General features: G+C 65.3%; 18 protein-coding genes. 8 read left to right on the top strand and 10 right to left on the bottom strand.

All coding sequences use genetic code 11. From position 1 onward, the window contains the following. Nucleotides 1-13: 13 nt before the first annotated feature. The 4 genes from C8J25_RS04720 to secG all read right to left on the bottom strand — a co-directional run bounded on the left by C8J25_RS04720 (nucleotide 14) and on the right by secG (nucleotide 5,482). Complete coding sequence (locus C8J25_RS04720) at nucleotides 14-448, bottom strand: hypothetical protein (protein WP_244186737.1); 435 nt, start codon at nucleotides 446-448, stop codon at nucleotides 14-16. Between the two features lie 213 nt (nucleotides 449-661). Beyond that, on the bottom strand, nucleotides 662-3,088 hold the full coding sequence (locus tag C8J25_RS04715; protein WP_107952454.1) for a TonB-dependent receptor: 2,427 nt from the start codon (nucleotides 3,086-3,088) through the stop codon (nucleotides 662-664). A 279-nt stretch (nucleotides 3,089-3,367) separates the two neighbouring features. Next, a complete protein-coding gene (locus tag C8J25_RS04710) occupies nucleotides 3,368-5,002 on the bottom strand; it encodes a CTP synthase (RefSeq protein ID WP_093399282.1) in 1,635 nt (544 codons plus the stop codon). Between the two features lie 84 nt (nucleotides 5,003-5,086). Further along, nucleotides 5,087-5,482: a preprotein translocase subunit SecG gene (gene secG / locus C8J25_RS04705; RefSeq protein ID WP_056050855.1), complete on the bottom strand. Its 396-nt coding sequence runs from the start codon at nucleotides 5,480-5,482 to the stop codon at nucleotides 5,087-5,089. A gap of 246 nt (nucleotides 5,483-5,728) precedes the next feature. Between secG and C8J25_RS04700 the strand changes: the two genes are divergently transcribed. From C8J25_RS04700 to eda, 8 genes are all read left to right on the top strand, one after another. Beyond that, nucleotides 5,729-6,073 (top strand): MarR family transcriptional regulator, encoded by a 345-nt coding sequence (locus C8J25_RS04700; protein WP_107952723.1) that lies wholly within the window; start codon nucleotides 5,729-5,731, stop codon nucleotides 6,071-6,073. Continuing rightward, entirely contained in the window at nucleotides 6,048-6,419 is a 372-nt protein-coding gene (locus C8J25_RS04695) for an SH3 domain-containing protein (protein WP_244186734.1), read from the top strand. The genes C8J25_RS04700 and C8J25_RS04695 overlap by 26 nt, the downstream gene beginning before the upstream one ends. After that, nucleotides 6,416-7,339: an N-acetyl-gamma-glutamyl-phosphate reductase gene (gene argC, locus C8J25_RS04690; protein ID WP_107952452.1), complete on the top strand. Its 924-nt coding sequence runs from the start codon at nucleotides 6,416-6,418 to the stop codon at nucleotides 7,337-7,339. The genes C8J25_RS04695 and argC overlap by 4 nt, the downstream gene beginning before the upstream one ends. Before the next feature lie 45 nt (nucleotides 7,340-7,384). Further along, nucleotides 7,385-8,848, top strand: a complete 1,464-nt coding sequence (gene zwf / locus C8J25_RS04685; protein WP_056486098.1) for a glucose-6-phosphate dehydrogenase — start codon at nucleotides 7,385-7,387, stop codon at nucleotides 8,846-8,848. A 49-nt stretch (nucleotides 8,849-8,897) separates the two neighbouring features. Further along, entirely contained in the window at nucleotides 8,898-9,602 is a 705-nt protein-coding gene (gene pgl / locus C8J25_RS04680) for a 6-phosphogluconolactonase (protein WP_056062623.1), read from the top strand. A gap of 2 nt (nucleotides 9,603-9,604) precedes the next feature. Continuing rightward, complete coding sequence (gene edd / locus C8J25_RS04675) at nucleotides 9,605-11,419, top strand: phosphogluconate dehydratase (protein WP_107952450.1); 1,815 nt, start codon at nucleotides 9,605-9,607, stop codon at nucleotides 11,417-11,419. Nucleotides 11,420-11,566: 147 nt separating this feature from the next. Then, nucleotides 11,567-12,535 carry a glucokinase gene (gene glk / locus C8J25_RS04670; protein WP_107952448.1) on the top strand — a complete coding sequence of 323 codons (969 nt, stop codon included), beginning with the start codon at nucleotides 11,567-11,569 and terminating at the stop codon, nucleotides 12,533-12,535. Continuing rightward, nucleotides 12,532-13,143 carry a bifunctional 4-hydroxy-2-oxoglutarate aldolase/2-dehydro-3-deoxy-phosphogluconate aldolase gene (eda, locus tag C8J25_RS04665; protein ID WP_107952446.1) on the top strand — a complete coding sequence of 204 codons (612 nt, stop codon included), beginning with the start codon at nucleotides 12,532-12,534 and terminating at the stop codon, nucleotides 13,141-13,143. The genes glk and eda overlap by 4 nt, the downstream gene beginning before the upstream one ends. Before the next feature lie 187 nt (nucleotides 13,144-13,330). On the opposite strand, the gene mltG is transcribed toward eda, so the two are convergent. From mltG to fabD, 6 genes are all read right to left on the bottom strand, one after another. Then, nucleotides 13,331-14,299 (bottom strand): endolytic transglycosylase MltG, encoded by a 969-nt coding sequence (gene mltG / locus C8J25_RS04660; RefSeq protein WP_107952443.1) that lies wholly within the window; start codon nucleotides 14,297-14,299, stop codon nucleotides 13,331-13,333. 71 nt (nucleotides 14,300-14,370) lie between these two features. Next, complete coding sequence (gene fabF / locus C8J25_RS04655; RefSeq protein ID WP_056486113.1) at nucleotides 14,371-15,633, bottom strand: beta-ketoacyl-ACP synthase II; 1,263 nt, start codon at nucleotides 15,631-15,633, stop codon at nucleotides 14,371-14,373. Nucleotides 15,634-15,754: 121 nt separating this feature from the next. Next, nucleotides 15,755-15,991, bottom strand: coding sequence for an acyl carrier protein (locus C8J25_RS04650; protein WP_031393971.1), 237 nt, complete (start codon nucleotides 15,989-15,991; stop codon nucleotides 15,755-15,757). 77 nt (nucleotides 15,992-16,068) lie between these two features. Then, complete coding sequence (gene fabG, locus C8J25_RS04645) at nucleotides 16,069-16,806, bottom strand: 3-oxoacyl-[acyl-carrier-protein] reductase (RefSeq protein ID WP_107952719.1); 738 nt, start codon at nucleotides 16,804-16,806, stop codon at nucleotides 16,069-16,071. Between the two features lie 11 nt (nucleotides 16,807-16,817). Next, the gene (locus tag C8J25_RS04640; RefSeq protein WP_107952441.1) at nucleotides 16,818-17,237 is read right to left on the bottom strand and encodes a GxxExxY protein; all 420 of its coding nucleotides are present in this window, start codon (nucleotides 17,235-17,237) and stop codon (nucleotides 16,818-16,820) included. A gap of 27 nt (nucleotides 17,238-17,264) precedes the next feature. After that, nucleotides 17,265-18,224 (bottom strand): ACP S-malonyltransferase, encoded by a 960-nt coding sequence (gene fabD / locus C8J25_RS04635; RefSeq protein WP_107952439.1) that lies wholly within the window; start codon nucleotides 18,222-18,224, stop codon nucleotides 17,265-17,267. Nucleotides 18,225-18,284: the final 60 nt, after the last annotated feature.

Below are 18,284 nucleotides of genomic sequence, written 5' to 3'. Positions count from 1 at the left end.
AGTGTCGTGCGCGTCATACTGCCCAACCCTTCAGCCGCGCATGGCCGACGAGCCAGAGCGTGAAGGCCGCGACCGCGATGATGACGAAAGGCAAGCCGAGCGTCTCGCTCGCGCCCTTGTGCGCGACGATGTCGGTCGAGGCGAACAGCCAGCCGAACTGCGCGATCGTCGCGACCAGCGATGCGATCAGAAACGGACGGGCACTGGCACGCCGCATGAACAGGAGCACCGCACCGATCAGGCCGGTAAGGACAGCGACGGCGAACAACGGATCATACCAGTTGGGCAACGCCGCATAGAGCGCGCGGTCATAGGCGCTGGACTGCCCCATCGCGTCGGCGCCGAGCCTAAGCTGTTGCAGGCACATGAAGCAGCCGACGAGCCCCCAGAGAACGAGCACGCCTGTCGTCATGCGAAACCACAAGGGCCCCTGTCGTACGAAGAACATGTCGCCGCCCCTGCCAGTTTCTTGGCAACAGACTGCGCGCAGTGGAGGCTACGCGCAAGAGCATGCGGGCATGCGGCAAGATGTCTTGGATCCGGAACCGGAGGGACATCGGGAGCTTCCGACTGCGACGTCCCTCCGGGCCGTATTCAACACCTATCGCGCCCAACCTGAACGCGTCGTGACGCAACGCGGGTGACGAAACGAGTGTCGCGATCAGAACGATCGCGACACGGTCAGGCCGTAGGTGCGCGGATCGCCGGGCTGCCCGACGACCAGGCCGGTGCTGCCGGACTGTAGCGCGAGCACTTCGTAGTAGTTGTGGTCGAACGCGTTACGCAGCCAGCCGAACACGTTCCAGCTGTCCTTCGCCTTGAATCCCAAGCGGAAGTTGCTGAGCGCATAGCCCTTGATGTCGGTGTAGAGCGAGCGCGACGGGTTCGACGAGAAGGTCGACCGGTAGCTGCCGTCATAGCCGAGATACACCTGACCATCGACGCCGCCGATCGTGGCCGGCAGGTCGTATTCGGCGCCGTAGGAAAACGCCCATTTCGACACGCCGGGCAGGCGCTGGCCGGAAATGTCGCAATTGGCCGGGCTGACCGTCCCCGTCCCTGCCGGACCAGGCAGGCTCGTCGCGGTAGGGGCAGAGCCTCCCGATAGCTCAGGCGGGCACGGCGCGTCGACGAACTTCATGTATTTCGCGTCGGTATAGGCTCCGTTCGCGTAGACGCTGAACCGTTCGGTGGGGCGGAAGGCCGAATCGAACTCCAGACCGCGAGTCCGCACCTTGCCGGCATTGGCGAGATAGCCGCGCAACACGCCGAGCTGGCCGTTGGTGACGGTCGCCTGGTAATCGCTGATCTCGGTCCAGAAGCCGGCGAGGTTAAGCGTCAATCGACGATCGAGGAACTGCGTCTTCAGGCCGAGTTCGTAGTGATTGACCTTCTCGGGCTTCACCGTGGCGGCCGATAGGATCGGATTGTTGCTACCGTCGAGCGGCAGGCCGGACAGGTTGATCCCGCCGGATTTGTAGCTCCGCGCGTAGGTCGCATAGGCGTGGATGTCGGAGGTCACGGTGTAGGCCGCCGTGATATCGCCCGACAGGTTCCAATTGTCGAAATCGGGCTGATAGCTCTGCGGCGCGAGCACGCCGCGCTGGTCCGCGGTCAGCGCCGTACCGGTGCCGTTGGTGACGACCGAGACATAGTCGCCCTTCTTTTTGTCGTAGTTGAGCCGCAGGCCCGGCGCGATCTGGAACCGGTCGCTGACGTTCCAGGTCAGCTTGCCGAACAGTGCGGCGCTGGTGTTCTTGAAGCCGATGGTGTTGCGCGCGGTCAGGCCGTTCAGTGTGGCCGGATTCTTTCCGCCCGTGCTGGTCGGGTTGAGCAGGAACGCGCTGGCCGCGGGCCCCTGGACCTGCAGGCCCTGCGTATCGATCGTCTGGTAGAAATAGAACGCGCCGAGCACGTAATCGAGCGTGTGCTTGCCGTTCGAGGCGATGCGCAGCTCCTGGCTGTATTGCGTCTGTTGCGACGGATTGGCGGACACGGTGGTGATGGGCAGGCCAATGAAATCGCGATCGTTCGACGGATCCCAATGCCAGAACCGCCACGCGCTGACCGAGGTGATCGTCGCCGCGCCCAAATCCAGATTGCCGAGCAGCGAGACGCCGCCCAGTTCCTGCTTCGCACGCAACGGCGTGTCGACATCGGTCACCCGGTCGAACGCGTTGGTCGACGGTACGACATAGCCTTGTGCCGCAGCGAGAGCGGCATATTGCCGGATCAGCGGCCGCTGAGTCGCGCCAGTACGGACATAATATTGGACGCAACAATCGGGGTTCTGCTGGCCGTAATCGCCCGACAAGGCGAAATCGAGCGTCTCGGTCGGCTTCCAGTAGAGCTGTCCGCGGACGCTCTTGTTGTCCTGCGCGTTGAGGTTCTTGCCGGTCACGACGTTGTGGATCGTGCCGTCGCGCTCGGTCACCGATGCAGACAACCGGATCGCGAGCTTGTCGGGGATCAGGGGGCCCGACACCGACGCCTTGGCCTGGATGAACTGATAGTTGCCCGTCGTGAGCTCGATCCGCGCCTCGGGCGTAAAGCTGGGTTTCCGCGTCGTGATGTTGATCGCGCCGGCCGTGGTGTTCTTGCCGTAGAGCGTGCCCTGGGGTCCGCGAAGGACCTCGATCCGCTCGGTATCGGTGAAGTCGAACGTCGCCGAGGCGATCCGGCTGTAATAGACCTGGTCGACATAGATGCCGACGCCCTGCTCGATCCCGTCGTTGGTCAGGCCGAACGGCGCGCCGAGGCCGCGGATGTTGGCGGCGGAATTGCGCGGGTTGGTCGAGTAGAATTGCAGCGTCGGCTGAAGCTGCGTCAGGCGGCTAACGTTGTAGGCGCCGGTCTCGGCGAGCGCGGTACCGCCGATGACGGACATCGCGATCGGGACCGTCTGGATCGTCTCGGCGCGACGACGCGCGGTGACGACGACATCGCCGCCACCGCCCTGCTGCTGGTTGCCGAGACGACCATTGGCCTGTGCGTCAGCCTGCTCGCCAGCGGCCGTCTCCGGCGGAACGGCCGGCGTTGATACGGTAGCGGCCTGACCGGCAAGCAACAGCGCAAGCGTAAGCGACATGAATGTTTTCCCCTGAACCTCGCCGCGCAAAGTCTAGCAATTCAGGGGATATTCAATGCGAGCATGTCTTGGGTGGCGGAAAGCGCGGCTTCGTGGCGTTCGTGGTTCAGACTTTCAGGCCGGAATGCGGAATTCAGGCTCAGGATCTGATCCTCCCCCGCCAGGGGGAGGTGGCACCGAAGGTGACGGAGGGGGAGGACCACGAAACAGAGGTTCGCTTACCGCCCCCTCCGTCTGGCAAGAGCCAGCCACCTCCCCCTTGCGGGGGAGGATCGAAAGTTAGACCAGGCGGCTCTGCTTGACCGCGGCTTCGATGAAGCTGGCGAACAGGGGATGCGGGTCGAACGGCTTGCTCTTCAGCTCAGGATGGAACTGGACGCCGACGAACCAGGGGTGGTCGGGGCGTTCGACGATCTCGGGGAGCGTGCCGTCGGGTGACATGCCGGAGAAGACGAGGCCGCCCTGTTCGAGCGCTTCCTTGTACCCGGTGTTGACCTCGTAACGGTGACGATGGCGCTCCGAAATCTCGGTGCCGCCATAGATCGACGCGACCACGCTGTTGCCGGTGAGCTTCGCGTCATAGGCGCCGAGCCGCATCGTGCCGCCCATGTCGCCCTCGGCCGCACGCGTTTCGAGGCCTTCGCGGCCCATCCATTCCGTGATCATGCCGACCACCGGCTCGTCGGTCGGGCCGAACTCGGTCGACGATGCATTGGGGATGCCGGCGAGATCGCGCGCGCCCTCGACGCAGGCCATCTGCATCCCGAAGCAGATCCCGAAATACGGGATCTTCCGCTCGCGCGCGAACTTCACCGACGCGATCTTGCCCTCCGCGCCACGCTCGCCGAACGCGCCGGGGACGAGGATCGCGTCGCACGGCTCGAGCTGGCCCGCGATGTCGCTTTCGGCATTCTCGAACAGCTCGGCGTCGATCCAGCGGACGTTGACCTTCACCCGATTCGCGATGCCGCCATGGACCAGCGCTTCATTGAGCGACTTGTATGCATCCTGGAGCCCGACATATTTGCCGACCACGCCGATCGTGACCTCGCCCTGAGGATTGGTCAGGCGGTCCATGATCTCGGTCCAGCGCGACAGGTCGGGCGCCTCGGCGGGTTCGATCCCGAACGCGCGCAGCACTTCGATGTCGAGGCCTTCGCCGTGATACTGAAGCGGCACTGCATAGATGCTCTTCGCGTCGAGCGCGGGAATGACCGCGCTCGCGGGGACGTTGCAGAACAACGCGATCTTGGCGCGCTCCGACGGCGGCAGCGGGTGTTCGCAGCGGCACACCAGCACGTCCGGCTGCACGCCCAGCGCCGCGAGTTCGCGGACCGAATGCTGCGTCGGCTTGGTCTTCAGCTCACCCGCAGCCGCGATGTACGGCACCAACGTCACGTGGATGCTGATCGCGTTGCCGCGACCTTCCTCGTTCTTCAGCTGGCGAATCGCCTCGATGAACGGGAGCGATTCGATATCGCCGACGGTGCCGCCGATCTCGCAGAGGATGAAATCGATGCCGTCGGTCTCGGCGCGCGCGAACGCCTTGATCGCGTCGGTGACGTGCGGGATGACCTGCACGGTCGCACCGAGATAATCGCCGCGACGCTCGCGCGTGATGATCTGCTGATAGATGCGGCCCGAGGTGACGTTGTCCGACTGGCGCGAGGGAACGCCGGTGAAGCGCTCGTAATGGCCGAGGTCGAGGTCGGTCTCGGCACCGTCGTCGGTGACGTAGACCTCGCCGTGCTGATACGGCGACATCGTGCCGGGATCGACGTTAAGATACGGATCGAACTTCCGAATCCTGACGGTATATCCGCGTGCCTGGAGGAGAGCGGCAAGCGATGCCGCCATGAGACCTTTACCGAGCGACGAAACCACGCCCCCGGTGATGAAAATGTACCGAGCCATGGGAAGAGTCTCGTAGCGTGTGTTGAGGACGAACGACAAGCACCCGCGGATCACGCAGGGTGCTTTTATCGGCGAAAGGAGTATTTAGTTGGCTAGCGGGACCGCGCCGTTGTCGGCTGGCTTGGTCGTGCCGGCGGGAACGCCGGCATTCTCGGCGCCACCGGCGAACGGAGCCGCATCACCCTTGGGCTGCGCGGTCGGAACGGCCGTTGCCGCCGCCGGGGTGCGGGCGAGCGACGTGTCGATCGTGGTGGTGCGGTGATTCGCCGCGAGAACCGCGAGCAGGATCGAGAACAGCACGAACATCGTCGCCAGGACGCCGGTCGCGCGGGTCAGGAAATCGGCCGCGCCGCGGGCCGACATCAGACCCGACGGACTGCCGCCCATGCCCAGACCGCCGCCTTCCGAACGCTGCATGAGGATCACCGTGACGAGGGCGGCCGCGATGATCGCGTGGATGACGAGCAGAAAGGCGAACATTGCGCGGAAAACCCCGGAACTTTTGCGAAGGCGCGCACATAGGCGACGTCGCGGTTTCGATCAACCGGGCGATCGACCGTGGCGCTGCCTCCGCATATCGCAAGCCAATCGCAAAACTACGGAAACATGACGTCCGGGCGGCGTTGTGAACCCGTAATGACGCTCATGACTGGGTATCGTGCACATAAATTCAGATGGCGGATCAACGCTGTGGCATCAATGGCAGCCAATACCTTATCGACCTGGATGACCGCTCTGGTGGATTACGTCCGCTCGGGTGAACCCGATCTGACCAATCGTCAGATGGCGCTTCTTCTGCTCGTTTATCTCAAACCGGGGCCGCACACGGTGCGTGGCCTTGCCCGTGCGCTCAACGTATCGAAGCCTGTCGTTACGCGCGCCTTGAACAGATTGGGTGCCCTCGGCTATCTGCGCCGGCAACGCGACGATAGCGACAAGCGCAACATCTTCGTCGCGCGCACGACCGAAGGGGCAGATTTTCTTGAAGAGTTCGGGCAATTCATCGGCGACGGCCCCGCCCCAGCCGGCGCTGGCAGTGGATCTGGTGGCCGGGCAGCCGCTCACGCTTGAGCCGTTCGACGACCAGGCCCGCACGAGCTTTTCGCTGACGGGCCGCTCGGTCGACCTCGACCCGCGTACGCACGCGGTTCGCCGCGATATCGCCGACATTCGCCTCGCCGAATACGTATTCGCTCCACACTATGCCGTGCCGATGATACGGCCCGTCGCGCGCACAGCTTTGTTGCGCAGCGGACGAGACGAAGCGAGCGATACGATGGTCGACCTCAAGCCCGGCGACAGTTTCGAAGTGCTGGAAATTGCCGGCGTTTCCGCCTGGGGCGTTGCGCGCCCGAGCGGGCTGGTCGGGTATGTTGCGGCGGAAGCACTCGATCTTTCGGCAACAGACACAGCATGACTACAGTCTTCATTGATGGCGCCGTCGGCACTACCGGCCTTGAGATCCGTGAACGGCTTGCCGGGCGGACCGACATCACGCTGGCGTTGCTGGCGGAGGATCGGCGCAAGGATCCGGCGGCACGGCGAGAGGCGCTCAACGATGCCGATTTCGTCATCCTCTGCCTGCCGGACGACGCATCGCGCGAAGCCGTCACGCTGATCGACAATGCGCGCACCCGCGTGATCGACGCATCGAGCGCACACCGGGTCGCTGCCGGCTGGACCTACGGCTTCCCCGAACTGCCGGGCCAAGCGGAGAAGATCTCGACCGCGATGCGCGTGTCGAACCCCGGCTGCTACCCCACCGGTTTCCTCGCGCTCGTCGCGCCTCTCGTCTCGGCCGGTCTCATCCCCGCCGACATCCCGCTGAGCGTCAACGCGACCTCGGGTTACTCCGGTGGCGGCAAGGCGATGATCGCGGCGTTCGAGAATGGCGAGCCGGCGACGGCCTTCCGGGCCTACGCACTAGGCCTCGCGCACAAGCATATCGCCGAGATGACGCAGCATGCGGGCCTAACGCACGCGCCTATCTTCGCGCCTGCCGTGGCGAACACCTATCGCGGCATGGTCGTCGAAGTGCCGTTGCACCTCCACGCCCTGCCCGGCCGCCCGACGCTCGCGGCGATCGAAGACGTACTGCGCGCTGCGTTCGATGGCTCGAAGCTAGTCTCGGTTGCCCCCGGCGACATCGGCTCTGTCGATATCGAGGAGAACGCAGGGACCGATCGGCTGACGCTGCGGGTCTGCGGCAATGACGCTGTCGGTCATGCGCGGCTGGTCGCGACGCTCGACAATCTGGGCAAGGGTGCCGGCGGTGCCGCGGTCCAGAACCTCAACATCATGGCCGGGGTCGATCCCGTAGCCGGCCTCGTTTTCTAGGACCGGCGTTTTCCGCCCGGTCCATCGCCAAATCCAGGAGCTTTCATGCACCGTAATCCCGTAGCCAAGCTGCTCCTGTTCGGCGCGACCGGCGATCTCGCACAGCGCATGCTGCTGCCGTCGCTCTATGGCCTGCACGCCGATGGGTTGCTGCCCGAGGAACTGACGATCACCGGCGCCGCGCGTCACGAGCATGACGACAAGGATTACCGCAAGTTCGCCAAAAAGGCGCTCGACGAGTTCCTGCCCGAGGATCGCAAGGACGAAGGCGCGATCGGGACGTTCCTCGACCGGATCTTCTATCAGCCGACCGACCTGTCAGACCCTGCGAGCTTCCAGCCGCTGGCGGACAAGATCGGCGATATCTCCGGCGGTCTGGCGATCTACCTGTCGACCGCGCCGTCGCTGTTCGAGGCCGCAATCGAGGGACTGCACAAGGTTGGGCTTGCTGGCGAGACCGTCCGCGTCGGCCTCGAAAAGCCGCTTGGCTACGACCTGGAGACGAGCCGCGAGATCAACGATTCGGTGGCGAAGGCTTTTCCGGAGGACCGGACCTATCGGATCGATCATTATCTCGGCAAGGAAACCGTCCAGAACATCCTCGCGCTGCGCTTCGGCAACTCGTTCTTCGAGCCGGTGTGGAACGCGCAAGGGATCGACAACGTCCAGATCACGATCTCGGAGACCGTCGGGCTCGAAGAGCGCGCAGGCTATTACGAGACCGCGGGTGCGTTGCGCGACATGGTCGCCAACCACATGCTCCAGTTGCTCGCGCTGATCGCGATGGAGCCCCCCGCGCGCTTCGAGGGCACCGACGTCCGCGACGAAAAGTCGAAGGTGTTCCGCTCGCTGCGCATGATCAAGCCCGAGGAAGTGCCGCACGTCACGGTCACCGGCCAGTACGGCGAAGGCGCGGTAAAGGGGAAGTTCGTCAAGAGCTACTCCGACGAACTCGGCCAACCGTCTACCACCGAGACGTTCGTCGCGATCAAGGCGCATGTCGACAACTGGCGCTGGCAGGGCGTGCCGTTCTACCTGCGCACCGGCAAGCGCATGGCCACGCGCCGCAGCGAGATCGCGATCCAGTTCAAGGCGGTCCCGCACTCAATGTTCGCAGGGCGTGGCGGGTTGCTCCAGCCCAACATGCTGATCATCCGCCTGCAGCCGGAGGAATATATCCAGCTGCTGGTGATGGCGAAGGAGCCGGGGCTCGACCGCGAGGGCGTCCGCCTCCGCGAAGTGCCACTGAACCTGAGCATGGATGCCGAGTTTGCAGGCTCGCGCCGGCGGATCGCGTATGAGCGGCTGCTGCTCGACCTGATCGAGGGCGACCAGACGCTGTTCGTGCGCCGTGACGAGGTCGAGGCGCAATGGACCTGGATCGATGCGATCCGCGAGGGCTGGAAGGCCAACGCGATGAAGCCCAAGAGCTATGCCTCGGGTAGCTGGGGCCCGTCGGCCGCGATCGCGCTGACCGAGCGCGACGGCGTGACCTGGCAGGACGACTGAGTTTTCGGGGAGGGAACACCCCTCCCAAAGGTTTTCAAGGAAAGATCGAATGACCGAAATCGAATGGTGGGAATATGACGACGCGGGCGAGCTCGCCAACGCGGTCGCAGGCGATATCCAGTTCGTCATTGAGAGCGCACTCGACGCGCGCGGCTCGGCGGTGATCGCACTGGCGGGCGGCAAGACGCCGTTCGCTGCGTACGAGAAGCTGGCGCAGGCGAAGCTCGACTGGAAGAAGGTCACGATCATCCCCGGCGACGAGCGGATCGTGAAGCTCGGCGATCCACTGTCCAACGTGACCGCGCTGGCGAAGATCTTCCTCCCCAAGGGTGCGCGCGTGAAGCCGATCGTCCCCGAGGCGATGTCGGACTACAAGGCTGCCGGTCGTTCGGCGGATGCGCTGATGCAGGACCTGCACTGGCCGCTCGACTTCTGCCTGCTCGGCATGGGCGGCGACGGACACACCGCGTCGATCTTCCCCGGCCCGGATTACGACGAGGCGCTGAGCGGTCCCAAGGAACGTCGTGCACTGGGTGTGATGCCCGATCCGCTCCCGCCCGAGGCGCCGCTGGCCCGCGTGACGCTCTCGGCGGCGGCGATCGCTTCGTCGAAGGCGCTGATGATCATGATCACCGGCGACGCGAAGAAGAAGGTCCTCGAGCAGGCGATCGAACAGGGACCGTCGTCGTCCTACCCGATCGGCCGCGTACTGGCTGAGGTCGAGCTGCCGGTCGACGTGCACTGGGCGCCGTGACGATGCTCAACGCCGTCGTCTCCGCGGTGACCGACCGGATCATCGAGCGCTCGCGCGACAGCCGCGCCGCCTACCTCGCGCTGATCGAGCGCGAGGCGGCGGCGCAGGTTCGGCGTCCCGGTCTCGGCTGCGCGAACCTCGCGCACGCCTATGCCGGGACCGAGGAAGATCGCGACGCGATGAAGGCCGATGCCGGCATGAACATCGGCATCGTCACCGCGTACAACGACATGCTGTCGGCCCACGCCGTCTACTATCGCTACCCGGAATTGATGAAGGTCTGGGCGCGTGAGGCCGGTGCGACCGCGCAGGTCGCGGGCGGCGTGCCGGCGATGTGCGACGGCGTGACGCAAGGGTATCCGGGCATGGAGCTGTCACTGTTCAGCCGCGACACGATCGCGCTGAGCACGGCCATCGCGCTGAGCCACGGCACGTTCGAGGGCGCGGCGCTGCTCGGGATCTGCGACAAGATCGTCCCCGGCCTGCTGATGGGTGCGCTGCGCTTTGGGCATCTGCCAATGGTGCTGATCCCAGGTGGGCCAATGCCGACCGGCTTGCCTAACAAGGCGAAGGCGGCGGTGCGCGAGAAATTCGCGGAAGGCCTAGTTGGGCGCGACGAGCTGCTCGAGGCCGAGATCGGCGCGTATCATTCGAAGGGCACGTGCACTTTCTACGGCACGGCGAACACCAACCAGATGATGATGGAGGTCATGGGCCTCCACATGCCCGGCGCGGCGTTCGTCAATCCGGGCACCAAGCTGCGCCAGGAGCTGACGCGGGCGGCGGTGCATCGGTTGGCGAAGATCGGTGCCCGCGGCGATTCGTACCGGCCGCTCGGGCATTGCGTCGACGAGAAGGCGATCGTGAACGCCGCGGTCGGCCTGCTCGCGACTGGGGGCTCGACCAACCATCTGCTCCATGTGCCGGCGATCGCTCGCGCGGCGGGGATCATCATCGACTGGGAGGATTTCGACCGCCTCTCCTGCGCGGTACCGCTCATCGCGCGCGTTTATCCCAACGGCTCGGCGGACGTGAACGCGTTCGAGGCGGCGGGCGGCATGCCCTATGTGATCCGCGAACTGCTCGGCGAAGGGCTGTTGCACGGCGACATCATGACGATCGGTGGCGAGGACCTGTCGGCCTATGCGAAGACCGCGGTGGTCGAGGGCGATACGCTCGGCTGGCGCGATACGCCGGACAGCGGCGACGAGACGATCCTGCGCCCTGCGACCGCGCCGTTCTCGCCGGATGGCGGCATGCGGATTCTTGCGGGCAATATCGGCCGCGCGTGCATCAAGGTGTCGGCGGTCGAGCGCGAACGCTGGATCGTCGAGGCACCCGCAATGGTGTTCGACGACCAGCTCGACGTGATCGAGGCGTTCAAGCGCGGCGAGCTGGAGAAGGACGTCGTCGTCGTCGTCCGGTTCCAGGGGCCTCGAGCGAACGGCATGCCGGAACTCCACAAGCTGACGCCGCCGCTGGGCGTGTTGCAGAATCGTGGGTTCAAGGTGGCGCTGGTCACCGATGGGCGGATGTCGGGCGCGAGCGGGAAAGTGCCGTGCGCGATCCATTGCTCGCCTGAGGCGCTGCTCGATGGTGCGATCGGGCTGATCCGTGATGGCGACATGATCCGGGTGGACGCGGTCAACGGTACGCTCGAGGCGCTCGTCGATGCGGACGTGTGGGCGACGCGTGAGATGGTGGCGATACCGCCACCGGTTAGCGGCATGGGCCGCGAGCTGTTCGGCATGTTCCGCGGGCTTGCCGACGAGGCCGAGAAGGGCGCGTCGGCAATGCTGGCGGGGGCTGGGCTTTAGAACGTCACAGGAACCGCCGTCGCCTCAGCCACACCCCCGTCATCCCGGCGAAAGCCGGGACCTCGCTCCACGGGGACGGAGTGTGCGGCTTGAGATCCCAGCTTTCGCTGGGATGACGGGGGACAATAATAATAGACGGAGGACGATATGGAAATCGTAGCGGCAGATATCGGCGGAACGCACGCCCGCTTCGCGATCGCCGAGGTCGAGAACGGCCGCGTCGTGTCGCTCGGCGAGCCGGCGACGCTGAAGACCGCGGACCACGCATCGCTCCAGACCGCGTACCAGGCGTTCGAGGCGGGGCTCGGACGCCCCCTCCCCCGCGCGCTCGCGATCGCAGTCGCGTCGCCGGTCGCGAACGACGTCATCCGGCTAACGAACAACCCGTGGATCATCCGCAAGTCGCTGATCACCGAGCGTCTGAAGGCCGACCGGTGGGTGGTGGTCAACGATTTCGGCGCGGTCGGTCATGCCGTCGCGCAGGTGCCGAGCAGCGACTTCATCCATCTCTGCGGGCCCGATACGCCGCTGCCGTCGGAGGGCATCACGACGATCTGTGGCCCCGGCACCGGACTCGGCGTCGCACAGCTGCTGCGGCGCAAGGACGGCTATCAGGTCCTTGAGACCGAGGGCGGGCATATGGACTTCGCGCCGCTCGATGGGATCGAGGATGCGTTGCTCAAGCGGCTGCGCAAGACCTTCACGCGCGTCTCGGCCGAGCGCGTCGTCGCAGGGCCCGGCATCGTCGCGATCTACGAGACGCTTGCTGCACTAGAGGGCCGCGCGGTTCCCAGCCATGACGACAAGACGATCTGGACCGAGGCGATCGACGGGACCGATTCGATCGCGCTTGCCGCGCTCGACCGGTTCTGCCTCGCGCTCGGCGCGGTCGCGGGCGATCTGGCGCTGGCACAGGGCGCGAAGGCAGTCGTGATCGCCGGCGGCTTGGGCTTCCGGATCAAGGATCGCCTGATCCGCTCGGGCTTCGACCAGCGGTTCGTCGCCAAGGGCCGCTTCCAGGGCATGATGGCGGCGATGCCCGTCAAGCTCATCACCCATCCCCAGCCCGGCCTGTTCGGCGCCGCGGCCGCCTTTGCACAGGAACATACGCAATGACCGCCACTATCGCAGACATCATGCAGACCAGCGCCGTCATCCCGGTGCTGGTGATCGAGGACGCCGCCCTCGCCCGTCCGCTCGCCGAGGCACTGGTCGCGGGCGGCCTGCGCGTGCTCGAGGTGACGTTGCGCACCGGCGCCGCGCTGGAGGCGATCGCCGAGATGAAGAAGGTGCCGGGCGCGATCGTCGGCGCAGGTACCGTCGTCAACACGCAGCAGTTCGCGCAGGTGCGCGATGCGGGCGCGGAATTCATCGTCTCGCCAGGGCTGACCGAACGACTCGCCACGCCGATCATCGAGAGCGGCATTCCGTTCCTGCCGGGGATCGCCAACGCGGCGGATATCATGATCGGGCTCGACCTGGGTCTGACGCACTTCAAGTTCTTTCCGGCCGAGGCGAATGGCGGGTTGAAGGCGCTGAAGGCCCTGGCCGCGCCGTTCTATCAGTGCAGTTTCTGCCCGACCGGTGGGATCACCGAGGCGAGTGCGCCCGAATGGCTGGCGTTCAAGCCGGTGCTGTGCGTGGGCGGGAGCTGGGTGACCGGCGGGACGATGGCGGAGATCGAGATCAAGGCACGTGCGGCCAACGCGTTGCGCCAGTCGTGATGCTGTTCGGTCTCGTTGCTTTGGTAGCGTTGTTTTGCTTTGCCAAAGCCGTGATCGATTTCAAGCAGCGGCGCTTTTGGTGGGGCGCAGCGGGTATAATGGCAGGGATCATCGCGATCTCTGCCATTATACCGGTGCAGCCGGTTAGCGTCACTATACCTGTCGCTCGATAGGAGCGACGGGCGGATCACATCTCGCCGCGGGTTTTGCGGATGGCGTACCATTTCTTCACGTTGGCGTTGTGTTCGGCCAGCGTGTTCGCGAACACGTGGCCGCCGGTGCCGTCTGCTACGAAGTAGAGCGCGTTGGTCTGCGCCGGGTCGAGCACCGCGTCGATCGAAGCGCGGCCTGGGTTGGCGATCGGGCCGACCGGCAGGCCGGCTTCGGCATAGGTGTTGTAGCCGTTCTTCGCGTGCAGTTCCGATCGCAGGATGCGGCGGCCCAGCGGGCGGCCCTTGGTGATCGGGTAGATTACCGTGGGGTCCGCCTGAAGCGGCATGCCGCCCCGCAGGCGATTGCCGTAGACCGCGGCGACGGTGCGGCGTTCGGACGGCTTGCCGGTTTCCTTCTCGACGATCGAGGCGAGGATGATCGCCTGTTCGGGCGTCGTCACCGCGATGCCGGGCTTGCGCGCGGCCCAGGCGGTCGCGAGGTAGGTCTTCATCGCCGACTGCATCCGCGCAACGACCGACGCGCGGGTGTCGCCGGCCTGGAAGGCATAGCTGTCGGGCAGGATCGAGCCTTCCGCCGGAACGGGCACCGTGCCGGTCAGGCCATCCGCCTTCGCCAGCGCGTCGTGGACGAGGACCGACGGATAGCCTTCGGGGACGACGACGAGGCGCTGGACGACCTTGCCGCCCTGCATCAGCTTGAGGATGTCGGACTGGCTGGTGTGTGGCGCGATGCGGTATTCACCGGCCTTGATCGGGTCGCCCGAGCCGAACACGCGGGCGTACAGACGGAAGCGCCGCGCCGAGGGGATCGCGCCGGCCTTTTCGAGTTCGGTGGCAGCGCCGGCCAGCGTGCTGCCTTCGCCGATCTGTACGGTCAGCGTGCGCGGTGCCGGGCCGGCGCCGCCCCAGCCTTGGACGACAAGGAACAGCGCGACGACTGCTACCAGGCCGACGATGAATCCGAAACAGCCGACCTTGCGCATTGGTACTCCTTGGATCCCCGCGAAGGCGGGGACCCAGTCTGGGCCCCCGCCTTCGCGGGGGAACAAGGTTTTTAGCGGACCTTCGTCATCACCAGCGACGCATTCGTGCCGCCGAAGCCGAACGAGTTGTTCAGCACCGCGCGGACTTCACGCTTCTTGGCGACGTGCGGGACGAGGTCGACCCCCACGCAGCTGTCGCTCGGATTGTCGAGGTTCAGCGTCGGCGGGACGATCTGGTCGCGCAGCGCGAGGATGCAGAAGATGCTCTCGACCGCGCCGGCACCGCCGAGCAGATGGCCGATCGCGGACTTGGTCGACGACATCGACAGACCCGAGATCGCATCGCCGAACAAACGGCGCACCGCGCCCAGTTCGAGCTCGTCACCGAGCGGCGTCGAGGTGCCGTGCGCGTTGATGTAGTCGATGTCCTCAAGCGCGAGGCCCGACTTCTTGATCGCCATCTGCATCGAGCGGAACGCGCCATCGCCTTCCGGATGCGGCGCGGTCACGTGGTACGCGTCGCCCGACAGACCGTAGCCGATCACTTCGGCATACATCTTCGCGCCGCGCGCCTTGGCATGTTCGTACTCCTCGAGCACCAGCACGCCGGCGCCCTCGCCCATCACGAAGCCGTCGCGGTCCTTGTCATACGGACGCGAGGCCTTTTCTGGCGAATCGTTGAAATTGGTCGACAGCGCGCGGGCCTGTGCGAACCCGGCGATGCCGAGCGGGCAGACGGTGCCCTCAGCGCCGCCCGCGAGCATCACGTCGGCGTCGTCCATCGCGATCATCCGCGCGGCATCGCCGATCGCGTGCGCGCCGGTCGAGCAAGCGGTGACGACCGCGTGATTCGGACCGCGCAGGCCGTATTTGATCGAGACCTGACCCGAAATCAGGTTGATCAGGCGACCATGGACGAAGTGTGGCGAGACGCGACGCGGGCCCTTTGTATGGAGCACGATCGATTCGCTCTCGATACCTGGCAGACCGCCGATGCCCGAGCCGATCGACACGCCGGCACGCCAGCTTTCTTCGAGCGTCATTTCGGTCAGCCCGGCGTCTTCCAGAGCCTGGCCAGCGGCGTCGATGCCGTAGATGATGAACGGATCGACCTGGCGCTGGACCTTGTGATCGACGCGTTTGGCGGGATCGAAGCCATATTCGTGGTCGGCCGGCTTCACCTCGCAGGCGATGCGGCACACCTGATCCGACGCGTCGAAGCGCGTGATCGGGCCCGCGCCCGACTTGCCGGCGAGGATATTCGCCCAGGCCGTTTCAACATCCGCCCCCAGAGGGGTGACCAGGCCTAGCCCGGTTACGACGACACGCCGCATGGCTTCAAACTCCGTCTGCTCTCAAAACGAAACGGCTCCCCGCCCTCTTTGCCCAAGGACGGGGAGCCGCTCAAATCACACCCTTCAGGGCAGGTCCAAAGGTTTGAACCCTAGACCCTGATCAGGCCTTGTGCTCGTCGATGTAGGTGATGGCGTCCTTAACGGTCGCAATCTTCTCGGCGGCATCATCGGGGATCTCAACACCGAACTCTTCCTCGAACGCCATGACGAGTTCGACGATGTCGAGGCTGTCTGCGCCCAGGTCGTCGATGAAGCTCGCGTCCTCGGTCACCTTGTCGGCTTCGACGCCGAGATGCTCGACGACGATCTTCTTCACGCGGTCAGCTGTCTCGCTCATGGTAGTTCCCTCTTCAAATCTGGGGGTTTTCGGTATTTCCTGAACGCACCTAGAACGCGGCAGTTCAGCGCGCAAGTTCAGATCATCGCCATCCCGCCGTTCACGTGCACGGTTTGTCCCGTGACGTAGCCGGCTTCACGGCTGGCGAGGTACACGATCGCCGCGCCGATGTCTGCGCCTTCGCCGAGCCGACCGGCAGGAATCTTCGCGGTGAGCGCGGTCTTCTGCGCGTCGGGCAGCGCGTCGGTCATCGGCGAGGTGATGAAACCGGGGGCGACGCAGTTGACGGTGATGCCACGGCTGGCGAGTTCCTGCGCCATCGATTTCGACATGCCGATCAAGCCGGCCTTCGATGCCGCATAGTTCGCCTGGCCAGGGTTACCGGTGACGCCGACGATCGAGGTGACCGAGATCATCCGGCCGAACCTTGCCTTCATCATCGGCTTGGCGGCGGCGCGCATGAGGCGGAACGCGGCTTCGAGATTGACGCGGATGACGCTGTCCCACTCGTCGTCCTTCATCCGCATCGCCAGATTGTCGCGGGTGACGCCGGCGTTGTTGACAAGGATGTCTAGCTTGCCGAGCTTTTCCACCGCCTGGGGGACCAGCGCGTCGACCGCGGCTGCGTCGGAGAGGTTGCAGGGGAGCGCGACGTGATCACCGCCGAGGCTGGCGCGGAAGGCTTCGAGCTTGTCGGCGTTGGAGCCGGATACGGCGAGGCGCGCGCCTTGGGCGGCAAGGGCCTTGGCGATCTCGGACCCGATCCCGCCGGATGCCCCGGTGACGAGGGCGGTCATGCCTGTGAGGTCGAACATTTTGGTCTCCATCAGATTTTGTTCACGCGAAGGCGCGATGGCGCGAAGGGGGTGTAGCCGTTGACGACCCGACGGAGCCCCTCCTTCAGCGTTTCGCCTCCGAAGTTGATCAGCAGCCCCAAGGGCTGTTTGGTTAGTCGCAGATAGGTCAGCAGTTGCTTTGCATGAACGGCATTCAGTCGCTCGACCGATTTGATTTCGACGAGCAGCCGGTTGCCGATGATGAGATCGATGCGGAATGCAGCATCGAAGCGCAGCCCTTCGAAATCGATCGAAACAGAGCGTTGCCGCTCGACTTCATATCCCAGACTGGCGAGCTTGCTAGCCAAGACAGTCTCGTAGACGCTTTCAAGCAATCCAGGCCCAAGCTCCCGGTGGAGGCGAAGCGACACATCAATAACGTGGGAAGCGGCAGCCTCAAGATCCATCATCTTCGCGCCTTTGCGCCTTCGCGTGAATCACATCTTCTTCACGAGTTCCTCGATGTCGTCCATCGTGATGACGCTCGTCGTTTCGGCGTCGGGGGTGATACGTTTGACCATCGGGCTGAGCACCTTGCCGCCGAATTCCACGAAGTGGTCGACGCCCGCCGCGTGCATCGCCAAAACCGATTCGCGCCAGCGGACCATGCCCGTGACCTGTTGCACCAGAAGGTGACGGATCGCGCCGGGGTCGGCGACGGCAGTTGCGTCTACGTTGGCGAAGACGGGGACGAGGGGCGCGCGGAGGTCGGCGTCTAGAAGCGCGGCTTCCATAGCTTCGGCGGCGGGCTGCATCAGGGGGCAGTGGAAGGGGGCGGATACGGGGAGCAATACCGCGCGCTTGGCGCCGAGGTCCTTGGCGAGCGTGATCGCCTTTTCGATGGCGAGGCGGTGGCCGGAGATGACGACCTGCGAGGGGTCGTTGTCGTTGGCGACGGTGCAGATGAGTTCGGGGCCACCTTCCGCGAGGATCGCGTCAACCGCGGCGCCGGCGATGACCTGCGCCTTTTCGAGATCGGTGCCGAGCAGCGCGGCCATTGCGCCCTCGCCTACCGGAACTGCCGCCTGCATCGCACGGCCGCGGAGTTTCAGGAGGCGGGCAGTGGTCGAAAGGTCGAGCGCACCGGCGGCACACAGCGCGGTATATTCGCCGAGGCTGTGGCCTGCGACATAGTCGGCCTTGTCGGCGAGGCGGATGCCGCCTTCCTTCTCGGCGACGCGCAGGGTGGCGATCGCGTTCGCCATGATTGCGGGCTGTGCGTTCTCGGTGAGGAGCAGGTCGTCGGCGGGCCCTTCGCTCATCAGGCGGAACAGGTGCTGGCCGAGCGCCTCGTCGACTTCGGCGAAGACCTCGCGGGCGGTGGCACTGGCGTCGGCGAGCGCCTTGCCCATGCCGACAGACTGGCTCCCCTGACCGGGGAAGATGAACGCGCGCATGGCCTCTCCTCTGTGTTTGGTTTCGTTCGAGCGCGGGGCCTATAAAGGTGCGTGCCGAGT

It is taken from the genome of Sphingomonas faeni, from assembly GCF_003053745.1.
Taxonomy (GTDB): Bacteria; Pseudomonadota; Alphaproteobacteria; order Sphingomonadales; family Sphingomonadaceae; genus Sphingomonas; species Sphingomonas faeni.
This window is presented reverse-complemented; position numbering and strand designations above follow the sequence as displayed.